This is a genomic window from Pseudonocardia parietis, from assembly GCF_017876315.1.
Classification (GTDB): domain Bacteria; phylum Actinomycetota; class Actinomycetes; order Mycobacteriales; family Pseudonocardiaceae; genus Pseudonocardia; species Pseudonocardia parietis.
The window spans coordinates 5,125,494-5,140,306 of record NZ_JAGINU010000001.1 but is presented as its reverse complement, the minus strand read 5'-3'; the positions used below and the strand labels follow the sequence as shown (position 1 = coordinate 5,140,306).

Below are 14,813 nucleotides of genomic sequence, written 5' to 3'. Positions count from 1 at the left end.
AGAGACAACGATGTCGGTGCGGTCTGCTGGAACGATGTCCCATGAGCACGACTACGGCTACGACCTGGCCCACGAGATGAAGGTGGTCGCGCGGCTGCCGCAGCAGCGCCGCGGTACCTCCCGCCCGCTCGGTGTGCCGACCCGCGAGGTGGATCCGGACACCGATCTGGGTCACGACATGGCCCACGGCTCCTGACCCGCCGAGGCTGCGACGAGCCCATGATCGCCGGTTCGTGCGGGATAGGTGCCAGATCCGGCACCTATCCTGCACGACTCCGCGATCATCCCCGGCACACCACGCCCGAGAGCCTCAGCCGGCGAGTGTGAGCGAGGCCCAGAGGGCGAGGGTCGCGGCGAGCAGGCCCAGGGGCACGGTGAGCGCACCCAGCGCGGCGAAGGTCCCGAACCGGGGCGCCGCGCCGTGCCCGGCCGCGATCCGCCGCCAGAGCAACGTGGCCAGCGAACCGGCGTAGGTCAGGTTCGGCCCGACGTTCACCCCGAGCAGCACGGCCAGCACCAGACCGGCGTGCGGTGCCGGGCCCAGGGCGGCGAGCAGCACGAGCGTCGCCGGCAGGTTGTTGACCAGGTTCGCCAGCACCGCGGCGAGCACGGCGGTGGCGAGCAGCCCGGCCAGGTCGGGGGAGTCCGGCAGGAGTGCGCCGAGCCACGCGGCGAGTCCCTGCCCGCTCACGCCCTCGACCACGACACCGAGCGCGAACACGAACAGGCAGAACCCCGGCGACGCGGCCGCGACGAGCTGCACCGGTCCGGTCGCCCGCCGCAGCAGCGCCCGGACAGCGAGCACCGCGGCCCCGGCGGCGGCGACCCAGCCCGGCCCGATCCCGACGGCCGAGGACGCTCCGAAACCGACCAGGGTCGCCGCGAGGACGGCCAGCGCGGCCACCGGGGCGGGTCCGGACGTCGCCGCCCCTTCGGGATCGGCGCCGGCCGCAGCGCCGGAATGGTCCGGCCGGCTCGGGCAGCCCGGGGCGCCCGCCCGGTGTTCCGCAGCCCCGGCTCCGGCCTCGGGTTCGGCCCGGCCCGGCAGGTCCCGCGCGAAGAACCACCGCAGGACCAGGTACTCGACGGCGATCACCGCGAGCCACGGCCCCACCATCAGCCCGGCGAAGCCGAGGAAGCTCAGCCCGGACGCGGAGAACGCCAGCAGGTTCGTCAGGTTCGACACCGGCAGCAGGCCCGAGGCCGAGTTGGACAGGTGCACGCAGGCGTAGGAGTGCGGTCGTGCGGGCACCCGCAGGCGCGTCGCCGTCGCCAGCACGACCGGCGTCAGCAGCACGACGGTCGCGTCCAGGCTCAGCACCGCCGTCGTCCCCGCCGCCGCGACGAACACCCACGCCAGCAGCCGCCGCGGGGACCCGCCCGAGGCCCGGGCCAATCGCGAGCCCAGCCAGCGGAACACGCCCTCGGCGTCGGCGAGATGGCCCAGCAGCAGGATCGCGGCCAGGAACCCGACGGTCGGCGCGAGCTCGCCGATCTCGGCCCACGCCCCGGCCGGCGTCACCAGCCCGGCGGCGACGGCGACGATCGCGGCCGGCACCGCCACGACCGCCTCGGACAGCCGGGGCGGCCGCAGCGTGGCCGTGACCAGCACGACCGCCAGCAGAGCGACCCCGAGCAGCAGGCTCACTGCAGGTAGAGCGCCACGCCGACGGCGAGACCGAGCAGCACGACCGCCCAGCGCAGCAGCTTCTCCGGCATCCGCCGGGCGAGCAGCGCACCGACGTAGCCGCCGATCAGCGTCGTCGGCGCCAGCAGCGCGACCGCGAGCCAGTCCACCGGCGCCCCGACCGCGAAGACGGCCGTGGTGACCGTCGCGACCACGACCGACAGCACGCCCTTGAGCGCATTGAGCCGGCGCAGCTCGTCGTGCGCGAACAGGGCCAGCGTCGAGATCAGGACGACGCCGAGCGCCCCGCCGAAGTAGCCGCCGTAGATCGAGGCGACGAACACCGCCACGATCAGCGCACCCGTGCGGTCGCGTTGCCCGTCCTCCGGGTCGCCTATCACGCGCTTGAGCATCGGGCCGACCGCCATCGCCAGGCTGGCCAGGATGACCAGGGCCGGGACGACGGCGTCGAACACCGCGGCCGGCAGCACCAGCAGCAACGCGCAGCCGATCCCGGATCCCAGCGCCGCGGCGATCGCCGTCCCCACGATCCGCCGGCCCTGCCCGGGCAGCTCGCGGCGCGCCCCGAGGACGATGCCGACGTAGCCGGGCCACTGCGCGACCGAGTTGGTGACGTTCGCGGCCAGCGGCGGGAACCCGACGGCGAGCAGCGCCGGGAACACCAGCAGCGACCCGCCGCCCGCGACGGCGTTGATCGCACCCGCGAGCAACCCGGCGACGAGCAGGAACACCAGCTCCCACGGCTGGGATAGGTCGATCACCACCGGACGGTAACCCGACGGACACGTACCGCCATCAGCACGGCCCGTTCGCCCCCGCGTCCTGGTCAGGTGAAAGGCTGCGCCCGTGGGTGGGATGCAGCGGGTCGAGCAGGTGGGCGGCGTCGTCGGGCGGTGGTTCCCGGTCATCGTCCTGATCGCCGGGGCGATCGCGATGGCGGTGCCGGAGGCGTTCGCGGGCTGGTCACCCGCGGTGCCCTGGCTGCTCGCGGTGATCATGCTCGGGATGGGCATGACGCTGCGCCCGGTCGACTTCGCCTACATCGCCCGGCGGCCCTCGGCGTTCGCGATCGGGCTGGGCGCGCAGTACGTCGTGATGCCCGCGCTGGGCTGGCTGCTCACCGTACTCGTGGACCTGCCGCCGGAGATCGCCGTCGGCGTGATCCTGGTGGCCTGCGCACCGGGCGGCACCGCGTCGAACGTGATGGTGTTCCTGGCCCGCGGTGACGTCGCGCTGTCGGTGGCGATGACGTCGGTGTCCACCCTGGTCGCGCCGATCATGACGCCGTTGCTGGTGCTGCTGCTCGCCGGCCGGTTCCTGCCGGTGTCGCCGGGCTCGATGTTCTTCTCGATCGTGCAGATCGTGCTGGTGCCGGTGATCCTCGGCTTCCTGCTGCGGCGCTGGGCGGGCGGGATCGTCGACCGGGTGACGCCTGCGCTGCCGCTGGTGTCGGTCGTCGGGATCACCGCGGTCGTGCTGGCGGTCGTGGCAGGCGCGGCGGACTCGCTGCTCACCGCCGGGCTCGCGATCGTCGCGGTGGTCGTCGTGCACAACGTCGCCGGGCTGGCGCTGGGCTACCTCGTCGCACGGGCCCTGCGGCTCGACGTCGCCGCCCGGCGCGCGGTGTCGATCGAGGTCGGCATGCAGAACTCCGGGCTCGCCGCGACCCTGGGCACCGTGCACTTCGGCCCGGCCGCGGCCCTGCCCGGAGCGGTGTTCTCGGTGTGGCACAACGTCTCCGGCGCAGCGCTGGCCGGCTACTGGTCGCGCCGCCCGGTGCAGCAGGAACCGGTGGACAGCACGGCCCGGGGCGGCTGAGGGCCCACCCCGGGCCGTACCGGGTCAGTGCCGGAGCCCGGCCTCCTTCAGCAGCGGTATGACCCGCTCGCCGAAGTACTTGAGCTCCTCGTTGTAGTCGATCAGCCCGAAGATCATGCCCTCCATGCCCGCCTCGTTGAGGCGGCCGAGCTCCTCGGCGACCTGCTCCGGGGTGCCGACGATCGGGTAGCCGCCCCAGCCCGCGATGAAGCGCTCCTGCATCTCGCGCACGGCGTGGTCGAACGACTGGCTCTCACCGGAACCGGCGATCTTGATGACGTTGCCGGCCGCGCCCCAGTCGCCCTCGTCGACGACCTGCCGGAAGGCCCGCTTGGCCTCGTCCTCGGTGTCCCGGCACACGACCAGGCCGTAGGTCATCGCCTTGATCTCGCGCTGGTACTCCTCACGCGCCTTCGCCCGCAGCGCGTCGGTGTAGCTCTTGATGTTGTCCAGCGTGTCGAGCGAGGCGAAGTTGATGTCGACGTTGCGCGCGGAGAACTCGATGCCCCGCGGCGAGTTGCCCGCGTTGAGCAGCGCCGGGCGGGGTGCCTGGTGCGGCTTCGGGTACGCCTCGAGCAGGTCACCGGTGAAGAACTCCGAGTCGATGCTGAACGAGCCCTCCTCGGTCCAGAGCCGGGTGGCGAAGTCGAGCCACTCCTGGCCGAAGTCGTAGCGCGCGTCGTGCTCGCGCTGCTCGCGGCCGAACATCTCCATCTCCGGCGGCACCCAGCCCATCACCAGGTTGAGCGCGAACCGGCCGCCCGAGATGTGGTCGATCGTGGTGGCCGCCTTGGCCGCGACGATCGGGTGCACGGTCGGCAGGTGCGAGGTGGCACCGATGGCGATCCGTTCGGTGGCCTCGGCCAGGCCCGCGGCCCAGGCGTAGGTCTCGAAGCAGTTGCCGTTGAAGTTGGTCGAACCGCCGAAGCCCTTCCAGCGGGCGACCGGGACCAGCACGTCGAACCCGAGCTGGTCGGCCCGCTGCGCGATCTCCTTGGTGTGCGCCCAGGTGATCTCGTAGGTCGACGGGGCGTGGCTCATGATCAGCCCGTACGAGCAGTTGGTGCCGAACAGGCCCAGCTTCATCTTCTGGTCGCCGAACAGCGGGTTGGTCTGCGTGCGGTCGACCAGCGGCCGGGTCTCCTCGGCCGGCCGGGGGTCGGTCGGGTTGAGGCCGAGGCGCTCGTTGGCGGTGATGGTCACGGTGTCTCCTTCGACAACGGGGGAAAGGGGTTCAGCCGAGCTGGAAGGGGTCGCGGGTGCCGCCGGTCAGCTCGACGAACACGGACTTGTTCTCGGTGTACTCGTTGACCGCCTCGACGCCGTTCTCCCGGCCGATGCCGCTGGCACCGAAGCCGCCGAACGGCATATTGGGGGCGAGCACCCGGTAGGCGTTGATCCACACGGTGCCGGCGCGCAGCTTCCCGGCCACCCGGTGCGCGCGGTGCACGTCCTTGGTCCAGACGGCACCGGCCAGGCCGTAGGGGGTGTCGTTGGCCAGCTTCAGCGCCTCGTCCTCGTCGGTGAACGTGTAGGCGGCCAGCACCGGGCCGAACACCTCCTCGCGGACGATGGTGTTCTCCGGGGTCACGCCGGTGACGACGGTCGGCTTCACGAACAGCCCGCCGCGTTCGGCGTCCGGCTCGCCGCCGCAGGCGAAGGTGGCGCCCTCGTCGGCCGCGCCCCGCAGGTAGCCGAGCACCTTCTCGTACTGCGCCCGGTTCGCCACCGGGCCCAGCTCGGTGGCGGCGTCGGTCGGGTCACCCAGCTTGATCGCGTTCGCCCGGGCGACGACCTTCTCGACCAGCGCGTCGTGCACGTCGGCGTGCACGATCAGCCGGGACCCGGCCATGCAGGTCTGGCCGGTCGCGGCGAACACCCCGGCGACCAGGCCGTTCGCGGCGGCGTCGAGGTCGGCGTCCGGGAAGACGATCTGCGGGGACTTGCCGCCGAGCTCCAGAGTGACCCGGTTGACGTTCGCGACGGCGGCCTGCGCGACCTTGGTACCGGTGGCCGTCGAGCCGGTGAAGGCGATCTTGTCGACCCCGGGGTGGTTCGCGAGCGCCTCGCCGGTGGAACGGTCCCATCCGGTGACGACGTTGAGCACCCCGGCGGGCAGGCCCGCCTCGTAGAGGATCTCGGCGAACGCCACGGTGGAGGCCGGAGCGTGCTCGGAGGGCTTGACGACCATGGTGCAGCCGGCCGCCAGTGCCGGCGCGAGCTTGAAGGTCAGCAGCAGCAGCGGCGAGTTCCACGGCGTGATCGCACCGACGACGCCGAGCGGCTCACGCACGGTGTAGCCGAAGTAGTTCTGGTTCACCGGCGGGACGGTGCGTCCCTCGATCTTGTCGGCGAGCCCGGAGAAGTAGTAGTACCACTGCGGCAGACCGGTCAGCTGGCCGCGCATCTCGCGCAGGAGCTTGCCGGAGTCGTTGACCTCCAGGCGGGCCAGCAGCTCCGCGTTCGCGGCGATCGCGTCCCCGCAGCGGCGGATGATCGCGGCGCGCTCGAACCCGGACATCGCGCCCCACTCGCCGTCGAAGGCGGCACGCGCGGCGGCGACCGCGGCGTCGACGTCCGCGGGGCCGCCGTCGGCGAGACGGGCCCACGGCGCTCCGGTGTAGGGGTTCTGGGCCTCGAAGGTCTGCCCGGACGCGGCGTCGACCGTCCTCCCCCCGACGAACAGTCCGAACTCTTCCAACGTTGTCGTCATCGACCTCTCCTCGACCGAGCGTGGTGCCGGATGCGGCGGACGTTAGGGACAGCCGGGAGGTGCCCGATATCCGTGGACGGCGGCGGCGGAGCCGTTCCGTGCACCCGTCCCGGACGGCCCGCGCAACGGCGCCGCGCGGCTGACGATGTGCGCTCTGCGGCTGGTCGTCGCGGTACCGGCGGCCATAGGCTGCGATCAGGGACAGGAATTCCGGCAGGCCCGAGGAGGTGTCGCCGTGTTGCAGACCCGGCCCGACGACGACGCGGCGGTCCCGCCGCCGAGACTCCTGCGCTACCCGGTCCTCGGCACGAAGAGCCTGGAGGAGGCGCGCGACGCCGTCACCCGGATCTACCTCGACCACGAGCTGACCGCGCCCGACGACCGGGTCGCGATGACCCTGAACGCCACGTCGGACCGGGTGTTCACCGTCGGCTACCTGACCTACGCGTCGTCGGCCACGCTCGTCATGCCGCCGACCGAGGACAACTACCACGTCAACCTCACGGTCGCGGGCTCCACGCGCGCCGACCGCACCGACGGGGAACGGGCGCGGACGGCGGCGCGCGCGTCCGGCATCGTCCTGCAGCCCGACCAGACCAACACGGTCCGCTGGTCCCCGGACGCCGAGCAGCTGATCCTCAAGATCCCGCGCAGGAGCCTGGAGACCCACCTGAGCGAGCAGCTCAACCGCCCCGTGCACGACATCGTCGACTTCGACTTCGACTTCGACTACGGCATCGACCTGACCACGCCGACAGGCCGGACCCTGCTGGCGTCGGTCGAGTTCCTGGCCCGCGAGCTCGACCGGCCCGGCGGCCTGGCCGACATGCCGATCGCCCGCGAGCAGCTCGAGGCGTTCGTGATGACCCAGCTGCTGCACACCGGGCGGCACCGCTACACCGACGCGCTGACCGCACCCGCGGACCCGGTGCGTGCCGGGCGCCTCGGCCCGGTCCTGGAGTACATGGAGCAGCACGCCGACTCCCCGCTCACCCCGCAGGAGCTGGCCCGCGTCGGGCACATGAGCATCCGGACCCTGCACGCGGCGTTCCAGCAGGAGCTGGGGGAGTCGCCGATGAACCACCTGCGCCGGATCCGGCTCGACCGGGTCCGGGCGGAGCTGCTGCGCTGTGACGCGGCGACGGTGCGGGTCACCGACGTCGCCCTGCGCTGGGGGTTCTTCCATCAGAGCCGCTTCGCCCAGCAGTACCGGGAGCGGTTCGGGGAGCTGCCCCGCGAGACCCTGCGACGGCATCGGGGCCAGGCACACCCGGCCGCATCGCCACACGGCTCGTAGCCTGGAGTCATGACAGCTGCCACGGAGATCGCGTTCGAGAACACCTTCGTCCGCGACCTGGAGGGCCTCTACCAGCCGTGGGACGCGGCGCCCGCACCGGAACCCCGCCTGGTGCTGCTCAACGAGGCGCTGGCCCACCAGCTGGGCCTCGACCCGGCGGTGCTCCGGACCCCCGAGGGGCTGGGCCTGCTGACCGGGACGGCGGTGCCCGAGTCCGCGACGACGGTCGCCCAGGCCTATGCCGGCCACCAGTTCGGCAACTACTCGCCCCGGCTCGGTGACGGCCGGGCGCTGCTGGTGGGCGAGCTCGTCGCGCCGGACGGGCAGCGCCGCGACCTGCACCTCAAGGGATCGGGCCGCACCCCGTTCGCCCGGGGCGGTGACGGCAAGGCGCCGCTCGGCCCGATGCTGCGCGAGTACGTGATCTCCGAGGCGATGCACGCACTCGGCGTGCCGACGACCCGGTCCCTCGCGGTCGTCGCGACCGGCGAGCACGTGATGCGCGAGCGCGGCCCGGAGCCGGGTGCGCTGCTGGCGCGGACGGCGTCGAGCCACCTGCGGGTCGGGACGTTCCAGTTCGCCGCCGCGACCGGCGACACCGACGTGCTGCGCCGGCTGGCCGACCACGCGATCGCCCGCCACCACCCGTCCTGCGCCGGTACGGACCAGCCCTACCTGGAGCTCTTCCGCCGCGTCGTCGAGGCCCAGGCCGCGCTGATCGCGCAGTGGATGCACATCGGTTTCGTGCACGGCGTCATGAACACCGACAACATGACGATCTCCGGGGAGACCATCGACTACGGCCCCTGCGCGTTCCTCGACGCGCACGACCCGGGCGCCGTCTACAGCTCGATCGACCAGGGCGGGCGCTACGCCTACGGCAACCAGCCCGGGATCGCGCAGTGGAACCTGGCCCGCTTCGGCGAGGCGCTGCTCCCGCTGCTGGCCGACGACCAGGACGAGGCGATCCGGCTCGCCACCGAGGTGCTGGAGGGGTTCGCCGACCGGTACCTGGCGGCCCGCGACGACGGGTACCGGGTCAAGCTCGGGCTACCCGAGGGATTCGACGCGAAGCCGGTGCTGGAGGACCTCGCGACCCTGCTCGCCCAGCAGAAGCCGGACCACACGTTGTTCTTCCGGCGGCTGGCGTCGGCGGCCCGCGGCGACGAGGGCCCGGTCCGCGCCCTGTTCGACGACCCGTCCACCGCGGACGACTGGCTGGCCTCGTGGCGGGCCGCGGGCCCCGACGCGGACGCGATGGACCGGGTGAACCCGATCTACGTCCCGCGCAACCACCTGGTGGAGTCCGCCCTCGGCGCCGCCGTGGCCGACGGCGATCTCGAACCGCTGCAGTGGCTGCTCCAGGTGCTCGCCCACCCCTACGAGGAGCGAGCAGGCTACGAGCGGTTCGCGCAGCCGGCCGGGCCCGACGCGCCGCCGTTCACGACGTTCTGCGGGACCTGACCCGGCCCGGCCCGCTCCGCGGTTCAGGTGCGCCCCGCCGGCCTCGCTCCGCGCCGAGATGCAGCTCAGCGGGCGTAGGAGATCAACAATTCCCGCTGATGTGCATCTCGGCGGGGGAGCGGTGCGCGGCACCGCTATGATCGTTGTGCGGACGAGTCGGTCGGGCGACCGCGGCGGGGCCCTCGGGTCCCGTCGAGGAAAGTCCGGACTCCACAGGGCAGGGTGGTTGTCAACGGCAACCCGGGGCGACCCGCGGGACAGTGCCACAGAAAACAGACCGCCTCCGGGCCCGCTCGGAGGTAAGGGTGAAACGGTGGTGTAAGAGACCACCAGCACCCCGGGTGACCGGGGTGGCTCGGTAAACCCCACCTGGAGCAAGGTCGAAAGGTCGTACGGAAGTACGGCTGCGCAGGCGCACGAGGGCTGCCCGCCCGAGCCTGCGGGTGGACCGCTGGAGCCTGCCGGCGACGGCAGGCCGAGATGGATGGTCGCCGAACGGTGCACCGTGAGGTGCCCGGGAACAGGATCCGGCTTACAGACCGACTCGTCCGCCCCACACCCCGGCATCAGGCCCGGGGGAGCGGGGTGACGTAGGGCATACCCGAGGCCCGGGGCACCGGTGTTCCCGCCGACGCCCTCGGGCCCACCGGCTCCACACCGGACCCGCGGTGCAGCAACGTCGTGGCATGTCCTTCGCCGCCCGTCCGTATCCGGAGAGGACCGGCACCGACCTGTGCTGGTTCGCGGTCCTCACGCTGCTGATCAGTTGGGGCCCGCTCGCCGTCGCGATCATGCACGGCTCCGCGAGCGGCCCCTGGTTCATCATCGGCACGTCCGGCCCGACACTGGCGGCGCTGTTGTTGTGGCTCGCGGGCCGCCGCCGACCGCGGGATCCGGGCCGTGCGGTGGTGAGCCGGGTGTGGGTCTGGGCTCCTGCCGCGGTCGTGCTCGGGGTGCTGCCCTCGGTCGTCGCGGCCGCACTGGCGCCGGCGCTGGGTGGTCCGCCGTTCGACCCCTCGGCGCCCGGACGCATCGTCGGTGAGACCGGGGGCCTGCTCGCGGCGTCGGTGATGTTGCTGGTCGCCGGTCCCCTCGCGGAGGAGTTCGGGTGGCGCGGCTACGCCCAGCCCCGGCTGCAGCGCCGCTTCGGTCCGCTCGCCACCTCCGTGGTGCTGGGCGTGGGCTGGGCGGTGTGGCACCTGCCGTTGTTCTTCGTCGAGGGCACCAGCCAGGCCGCGATGGGCATCGGCTCACTCGCGGCGGCGCTGTTCCTGCTCGTGTTCGTGCCGCTGACCTACCTGTTCTGGTTCGTGAGCGCGCGCCTGGGCGGCGGGGTCGCCTCCGCGGTACTGATGCACGCCGCGCTCAACGCCGGGTTCACCTTCCTCGGGATCTCCTCCGCCGCGGCGCTGGCCGTCGTGCTGGTCACCGCGACGGCGGCCGCGTTGATCGTCGGCGCCCGGTTGCGCGGGCCTGCGCACACCACGGCCCCCGCCGCCGCCGTGTCGTCGTGAGTCGCCGGACCTGTACGCGTCCGGCCGGCGCCCGCTGCCGGGCCGCCGAGCTCGTCCGCGCCGGCCGGCGCTGTCAGCCCCGCGAGCCGCCCGGAATCTGGAGCACGCAGCCGGCATCCACCCGCAGCTGCTGGCCGGTGACGTACCGGGCCTCCTCGGAGGCGAGGAAGAGCACCGCGTTCGAGATGTCGACCGGGTCGACGTACGGGACGGGCATGGCCTGGAAGCGGGTGAAGGCCGGGAGCACATCCTCTCGGGTCGGGTTCTCCAGGTCCGGCCGGAACGCCGCGTAATTGATCTTGTTGTGCAGCAGCGGGGTGTCGCAGTTGGTCGGGTGCACCGTGTTGACCCGGATGAACCGTTGCGCGAGGTGGGTGGCCATCTGCTCGCAGTAGGTGATCAGAGTCCGCTTCGCCCAGCCGTACCCTGCGCCACCGGGGCCCATGGACGAGCTGCTGGTCGTGGCGGGCATCATGGCCGCCGTCGAACCGGTGATCACGATCGAGGCGAACTCCTGCAGGTGGGGCAGTGCGACCGCAACGGTGTTCATGACGCCGAGGAGGTCGACGTCGACCGCGTCGACGAAGTCCTCCGCGACACGACCGCCCGGGTGGACGGGCAGGATGCCCGCGTTCGCGACGACGACGTCCAGGCGGCCGAGCGCCGCGAGACCGGTGTCGATCGCCTCCCGCAGCTGCGACCGCTCCCGCACGTCGGCGTGCGCCACCACGATCTTCCGGCCGTGCTCCTCGACCAGGCGCCGGGTCTCCTCGAGATCCTCCGGGGTCGCCAGCGCGTAGGGGACGGACTCGATGTCCCGGCAGATGTCGACGCCGATGATGTCGGCACCCTCGGCGGCCAGCCGGACGGCGTGGCTACGCCCCTGCCCGCGTGCCGCGCCGGTGATGAAGGCGACCTTGCCTTCGAGTCGTCCGGGCATGACGAGTTCCTCCCTGGGGCAGTGGCCACCGGTGGCCGTGGTCCACCGATAGGTCTCGCGTTTAAGTATTCTGAAAGTGAACTTATCGGGGTCATCCTGGGGTCGTACGTGTCGAGGACGCAAGTGCTGGCGGAATTGAGGACTAGGTTCTCGGGTTCTGAGGTGCTTGACTGACGGGAGCCCCAGCCACTGTCAGAGCGAGCCGGCGAGCGACGAGGACGACGCGCGATGCTTCATCAACAGCGGACACCCGACACCGGGCCCTGGAACCTCGACGACCTGGAGCCCACCAGGGCTCGCTACCGCGCGGAGCGGGACAAGCGGTTGCGCCCGGACGGGTCCGGCCAGTACCTCGGGACGACCGGGGACCTGTCCGGCTACGGCGAGGACCCGTGGACGGAGCCGTCGGTCGAGCGCACGCCGGTCACCGACGACGTCGATGCCGTGGTCCTGGGTGCGGGGTTCGGTGGGCTGCTGGCCGGGGCGCATCTGCGTAAGGCCGGGCTCGGGCGGATCCGGTTGGTCGACACCGCGGGTGGGGTGGGTGGGACCTGGTACTGGAACCGCTACCCGGGTGTGGCGTGTGATATCGAGTCCTACATCTACCTGCCGATGCTGGAGGAGATCGGTGGGATGCCCAGCCGTAAGTACGCCCCCGGCTCGGAGATCCGGGGCCACGCCGAACGGATGGCCGAGCGTTTCGACCTGCTGCGCGACGCGCTGTTGCACACCGAGGTGACCTCGCTGCGCTGGGACGAGGAGATCTCGCGGTGGCGGGTCGGGACCGATCGGGGTGACGGGTTCACCGCCCGGTACGCGGTGCTGTCCAGTGGGCCGTTCAACAAGCCCAAGCTGCCGGGTATCCCCGGGATCGAGGACTACGCCGGGCACGCCTTCCACTCCAGTCGCTGGGACTACGCCTACACCGGCGGCTCGGAGGACGTGCGGGAATATCCCGGGCTGGCCGGCAAGCGGGTCGCCCTGGTCGGGACCGGTGCGACCGGGGTGCAGATCGTCCCGGCCATCGCCCCGTCCTGCGGTGAGCTGCTGGTGGTGCAGCGGACCCCGTCCACGGTGGATCGCCGCGACGATTGTCCGACCGACCCGCAGTGGTGGGCCGGGCTGGAACCGGGCTGGCAGCGCCGTCGGCGGGACAACTTCATCGCCCTGGTCACCGGTGCCGCGGCGGAGCAGGATCTGGTGGCCGACCAGTGGACCGACACCGCACCGGCGCGGGGGCGGCAACGGCTGATGCGCGGCACCCCGGAGGATCTCGAGGATCCCGCGTTGGCGATGGAGATCGCCGACCATCAGAAGATGGCCGAGATGCGCGAGCGGGTCGCGCAGATCGTCGGCGATCCGGCGACGGCGGCGGCCCTGCAGCCCTGGTACCGGCATCTGTGTAAGCGGCCCTGCTTCAGCGACACCTATCTGCAGGCCTTCAACCGCGACAACGTCGGGCTGGTCGACACCGATGGCCGCGGTGTGGAGCGGATGACGCCGGATGGGGTGGTCGTCGCGGGGGTCGAGTACCCCGCCGATGTCGTGATCTTCGGGACCGGGTTCGAGCTGGGGGTGGCCGCCGCGACGCGTTCGGGCGCCGAGATCCGGGGCCGCGGGGGTATCACGCTGGAGCAGTACTGGTCCGACGGGCTGCGGACCCTGCACGGCGCGGTCAGCCGTGGGTTTCCGAACCTGTTCCATCTGGGCAGCACCCAGAACGTGGTCTCGGTCAACTTCGGGCACATCCTCGAGGACCGGGCCGAGTACCTCGGCGCGGTGGTCGCCGAGGCCGAACGCCGGGGCGCGGCGGTCGAGCCGAGTGCGGCGGCCGAGGACGCCTGGGTCGAGGTCATCCGTGCTCGTGCCCTGGACATGCAGGCGTTCCAGGCCGAGTGCACCCCCGGCTACTTCAACGAGGAAGGCACACCACGCAAGCGCAGCGAGTCCTTCGGCGGCGGCCCCCTGGAGTTCACCGAACTGCTCCGCCGGTGGCAGAACGAGGGCATGGACGAGGCCTTCTCCGGGTGACCGCCGGCAGTTCGTGGCGTGCCCCGGAGTCATCACACACGACCCGATAGCGTCGCGGGCCGTGTCAGAGCTCGATCTCGCGCCGCTTCGTCGTCTGGTCGCGGCGCGGGCCGTCCGTTCCTTCGAGGACCGGCCGGTCCCTGCTGAGACCGTGCACGCCGTCATCGACGTGGCGCGCTGGACCGGGTCGGCGCGCAACCGGCAGCCCTGGCGGTTCCGGATCGTGACCGATCAGCGGACACGCTCCGCGCTGGCCGAGCTCGGCACCTACGCCCGGCATCTCGCCGGGGCCCCGTGCGTCCTGGTTCTTCTCGCGGCGAACGACGGCCGTCGCGACACCGTCTTCGACGTGGGGCGGGTCGCGCAGAGCGTCGCCCTCGCGGCGACGGGCGTGGGCCTCGGCTGCTGCCCGGCGACGATCTACCCGGACGAGAACGTGGCCCGCGCCGGCCGGCTGCTCGACGTCACGGACGACTGGCAGGTCCGCTGGTGCTTCTCACTCGGCTTCCCGCGCCGCACGGCCGGAGGCCGTTCCGCGGTACCGATCGGACGGCATTCCGTCGACGAGCTGTTGATCTGAGATACGCACGGTCAGGAGCCGACCGTGGGCTGCGCTCGCGCCTGGATGCGCGCGCCAAGGGCGAGGGCGGTGACTCTCATCGCCGGAGCCGCTCCGCGATCTCTTCGACCGTGGTCAAGTGCTTGTTCGCCACGTCGAGTGCAAGCTGCACCACGGCGTCCTCGGACAGCGCCAGCCGGGTCCCGTTCAGCGCCATGAACGCGTACGTCGCCGCGACGGCGGTTCGTTTGTTCCCGTCCACGAGACCGTGGTTGGTGGCCAACGACTGCAGCAGCGCAGCCGCCTTCAACTCCAGGGTCGGGTACGCGTCCTGGCCGAGCACCGAGGACTGCGGCCGGTACAGCGCGGACTCGACGAGCCCGGCGTCGCGGACCTCGACAGTGTGTCCGACCGCAGCCTCGGCGACCCGCATGAGCTGGCCCCAACTGAGGTAACGGGTCACAGCTCGGCCAGCCGCCGGAACGCGCCGCCGTAGGTGCCGAGCATGTCGGTGATGATGGCGTCGAGCTCGTCGTCCTCGGCGTTGGCGATGCGGCTGCGAACCGCGGACAGGGCGACTTCCTGCATGGACGTGCCTTCTTTCAAGGCCTGCGCGCGCAGGCGTCGGGCATCGTCCTCGGTCAGCCGAAGGGTCATCGCCATGACCCAATGGTACCGCTTCGCGATACCAAACATCAGATGCGGAAGTTGCCTCCGGCCGACACCGCGTTCGGGCAGGACCTGCCGCCGGAGACAGTTCCTCTGGGATCAGGTCTCGTGCCGCCAGCTTCAACCTATAGCGCACCGGGGGTCTTGCGGCAAGACCCGG

General features: G+C 72.0%; 14 protein-coding genes and 1 other RNA gene. 8 read left to right on the top strand and 7 right to left on the bottom strand.

What is annotated here, in order from left to right; all coding sequences use genetic code 11:
* Window positions 1-34 precede the first annotated feature (34 nt).
* A complete protein-coding gene (locus tag JOF36_RS24115) occupies window positions 35-196 on the top strand; it encodes a hypothetical protein (protein ID WP_210031044.1) in 162 nt (53 codons plus the stop codon).
* A 114-nt stretch (window positions 197-310) separates the two neighbouring features.
* On the opposite strand, the gene JOF36_RS24110 is transcribed toward JOF36_RS24115, so the two are convergent.
* Window positions 311-1,648, bottom strand: coding sequence for an SLC13 family permease (locus JOF36_RS24110; protein ID WP_210031043.1), 1,338 nt, complete (start codon window positions 1,646-1,648; stop codon window positions 311-313).
* A complete protein-coding gene (locus JOF36_RS24105; protein WP_307862566.1) occupies window positions 1,645-2,409 on the bottom strand; it encodes a sulfite exporter TauE/SafE family protein in 765 nt (254 codons plus the stop codon). The genes JOF36_RS24110 and JOF36_RS24105 overlap by 4 nt, the downstream gene beginning before the upstream one ends.
* A gap of 94 nt (window positions 2,410-2,503) precedes the next feature.
* On the opposite strand from JOF36_RS24105, the gene JOF36_RS24100 reads away from it, so the two are divergent.
* On the top strand, window positions 2,504-3,466 hold the full coding sequence (locus JOF36_RS24100; RefSeq protein WP_210031037.1) for a bile acid:sodium symporter family protein: 963 nt from the start codon (window positions 2,504-2,506) through the stop codon (window positions 3,464-3,466).
* A 24-nt stretch (window positions 3,467-3,490) separates the two neighbouring features.
* Here JOF36_RS24100 and JOF36_RS24095 read toward each other — a convergent pair whose 3' ends face one another.
* Together JOF36_RS24095 and JOF36_RS24090 are read right to left on the bottom strand one after the other, a co-directional pair.
* Window positions 3,491-4,669 carry an LLM class flavin-dependent oxidoreductase gene (locus JOF36_RS24095; protein ID WP_210031035.1) on the bottom strand — a complete coding sequence of 393 codons (1,179 nt, stop codon included), beginning with the start codon at window positions 4,667-4,669 and terminating at the stop codon, window positions 3,491-3,493.
* Between the two features lie 31 nt (window positions 4,670-4,700).
* Window positions 4,701-6,179 (bottom strand): aldehyde dehydrogenase, encoded by a 1,479-nt coding sequence (locus tag JOF36_RS24090; protein ID WP_210031033.1) that lies wholly within the window; start codon window positions 6,177-6,179, stop codon window positions 4,701-4,703.
* Between the two features lie 235 nt (window positions 6,180-6,414).
* Here JOF36_RS24090 and JOF36_RS24085 point away from each other — a divergent pair, with 235 nt between their 5' ends.
* The 4 genes from JOF36_RS24085 to JOF36_RS24070 all read left to right on the top strand — a co-directional run bounded on the left by JOF36_RS24085 (window position 6,415) and on the right by JOF36_RS24070 (window position 10,454).
* Window positions 6,415-7,476: an AraC family transcriptional regulator gene (locus JOF36_RS24085; RefSeq protein WP_307862565.1), complete on the top strand. Its 1,062-nt coding sequence runs from the start codon at window positions 6,415-6,417 to the stop codon at window positions 7,474-7,476.
* 9 nt (window positions 7,477-7,485) lie between these two features.
* Window positions 7,486-8,940: a protein adenylyltransferase SelO gene (locus tag JOF36_RS24080; protein ID WP_210031029.1), complete on the top strand. Its 1,455-nt coding sequence runs from the start codon at window positions 7,486-7,488 to the stop codon at window positions 8,938-8,940.
* A 152-nt stretch (window positions 8,941-9,092) separates the two neighbouring features.
* Window positions 9,093-9,491: RNase P RNA component class A (rnpB, locus tag JOF36_RS24075), an RNA gene on the top strand.
* A gap of 135 nt (window positions 9,492-9,626) precedes the next feature.
* Window positions 9,627-10,454 (top strand): CPBP family intramembrane glutamic endopeptidase, encoded by an 828-nt coding sequence (locus JOF36_RS24070; RefSeq protein WP_210031028.1) that lies wholly within the window; start codon window positions 9,627-9,629, stop codon window positions 10,452-10,454.
* 73 nt (window positions 10,455-10,527) lie between these two features.
* Here the strand turns inward: JOF36_RS24070 and JOF36_RS24065 are convergent, their stop codons facing one another.
* Entirely contained in the window at window positions 10,528-11,394 is an 867-nt protein-coding gene (locus tag JOF36_RS24065) for a mycofactocin-coupled SDR family oxidoreductase (RefSeq protein ID WP_210031027.1), read from the bottom strand.
* A 228-nt stretch (window positions 11,395-11,622) separates the two neighbouring features.
* Between JOF36_RS24065 and JOF36_RS24060 the strand changes: the two genes are divergently transcribed.
* Both JOF36_RS24060 and JOF36_RS24055 read left to right on the top strand, forming a co-directional pair.
* Entirely contained in the window at window positions 11,623-13,425 is a 1,803-nt protein-coding gene (locus JOF36_RS24060; RefSeq protein WP_210031026.1) for a flavin-containing monooxygenase, read from the top strand.
* A gap of 61 nt (window positions 13,426-13,486) precedes the next feature.
* Window positions 13,487-14,005: a nitroreductase family protein gene (locus JOF36_RS24055; protein WP_210031024.1), complete on the top strand. Its 519-nt coding sequence runs from the start codon at window positions 13,487-13,489 to the stop codon at window positions 14,003-14,005.
* A 76-nt stretch (window positions 14,006-14,081) separates the two neighbouring features.
* Here JOF36_RS24055 and JOF36_RS24050 read toward each other — a convergent pair whose 3' ends face one another.
* On the bottom strand, window positions 14,082-14,417 hold the full coding sequence (locus tag JOF36_RS24050) for a type II toxin-antitoxin system death-on-curing family toxin (protein WP_210031023.1): 336 nt from the start codon (window positions 14,415-14,417) through the stop codon (window positions 14,082-14,084).
* 26 nt (window positions 14,418-14,443) lie between these two features.
* Complete coding sequence (locus tag JOF36_RS24045; protein ID WP_210031021.1) at window positions 14,444-14,647, bottom strand: hypothetical protein; 204 nt, start codon at window positions 14,645-14,647, stop codon at window positions 14,444-14,446.
* Window positions 14,648-14,813: the final 166 nt, after the last annotated feature.

What these genes read in the sequence shown, in the direction of transcription:
- JOF36_RS24115 (WP_210031044.1), top strand. Translation starts at nt 35, where the DNA reads ATGTCCCATGAGCACGACTACGGCTACGACCTGGCCCACGAGATGAAG.
- JOF36_RS24100 (WP_210031037.1), top strand. Translation starts at nt 2,504, where the DNA reads ATGCAGCGGGTCGAGCAGGTGGGCGGCGTCGTCGGGCGGTGGTTCCCG.
- JOF36_RS24090 (WP_210031033.1), bottom strand. Translation starts at nt 6,179, where the DNA reads ATGACGACAACGTTGGAAGAGTTCGGACTGTTCGTCGGGGGGAGGACG.
- JOF36_RS24080 (WP_210031029.1), top strand. Translation starts at nt 7,486, where the DNA reads ATGACAGCTGCCACGGAGATCGCGTTCGAGAACACCTTCGTCCGCGAC.
- JOF36_RS24070 (WP_210031028.1), top strand. Translation starts at nt 9,627, where the DNA reads ATGTCCTTCGCCGCCCGTCCGTATCCGGAGAGGACCGGCACCGACCTG.
- JOF36_RS24065 (WP_210031027.1), bottom strand. Translation starts at nt 11,394, where the DNA reads ATGCCCGGACGACTCGAAGGCAAGGTCGCCTTCATCACCGGCGCGGCA.
- JOF36_RS24060 (WP_210031026.1), top strand. Translation starts at nt 11,623, where the DNA reads ATGCTTCATCAACAGCGGACACCCGACACCGGGCCCTGGAACCTCGAC.
- JOF36_RS24050 (WP_210031023.1), bottom strand. Translation starts at nt 14,417, where the DNA reads ATGCGGGTCGCCGAGGCTGCGGTCGGACACACTGTCGAGGTCCGCGAC.
- JOF36_RS24045 (WP_210031021.1), bottom strand. Translation starts at nt 14,647, where the DNA reads ATGGCGATGACCCTTCGGCTGACCGAGGACGATGCCCGACGCCTGCGC.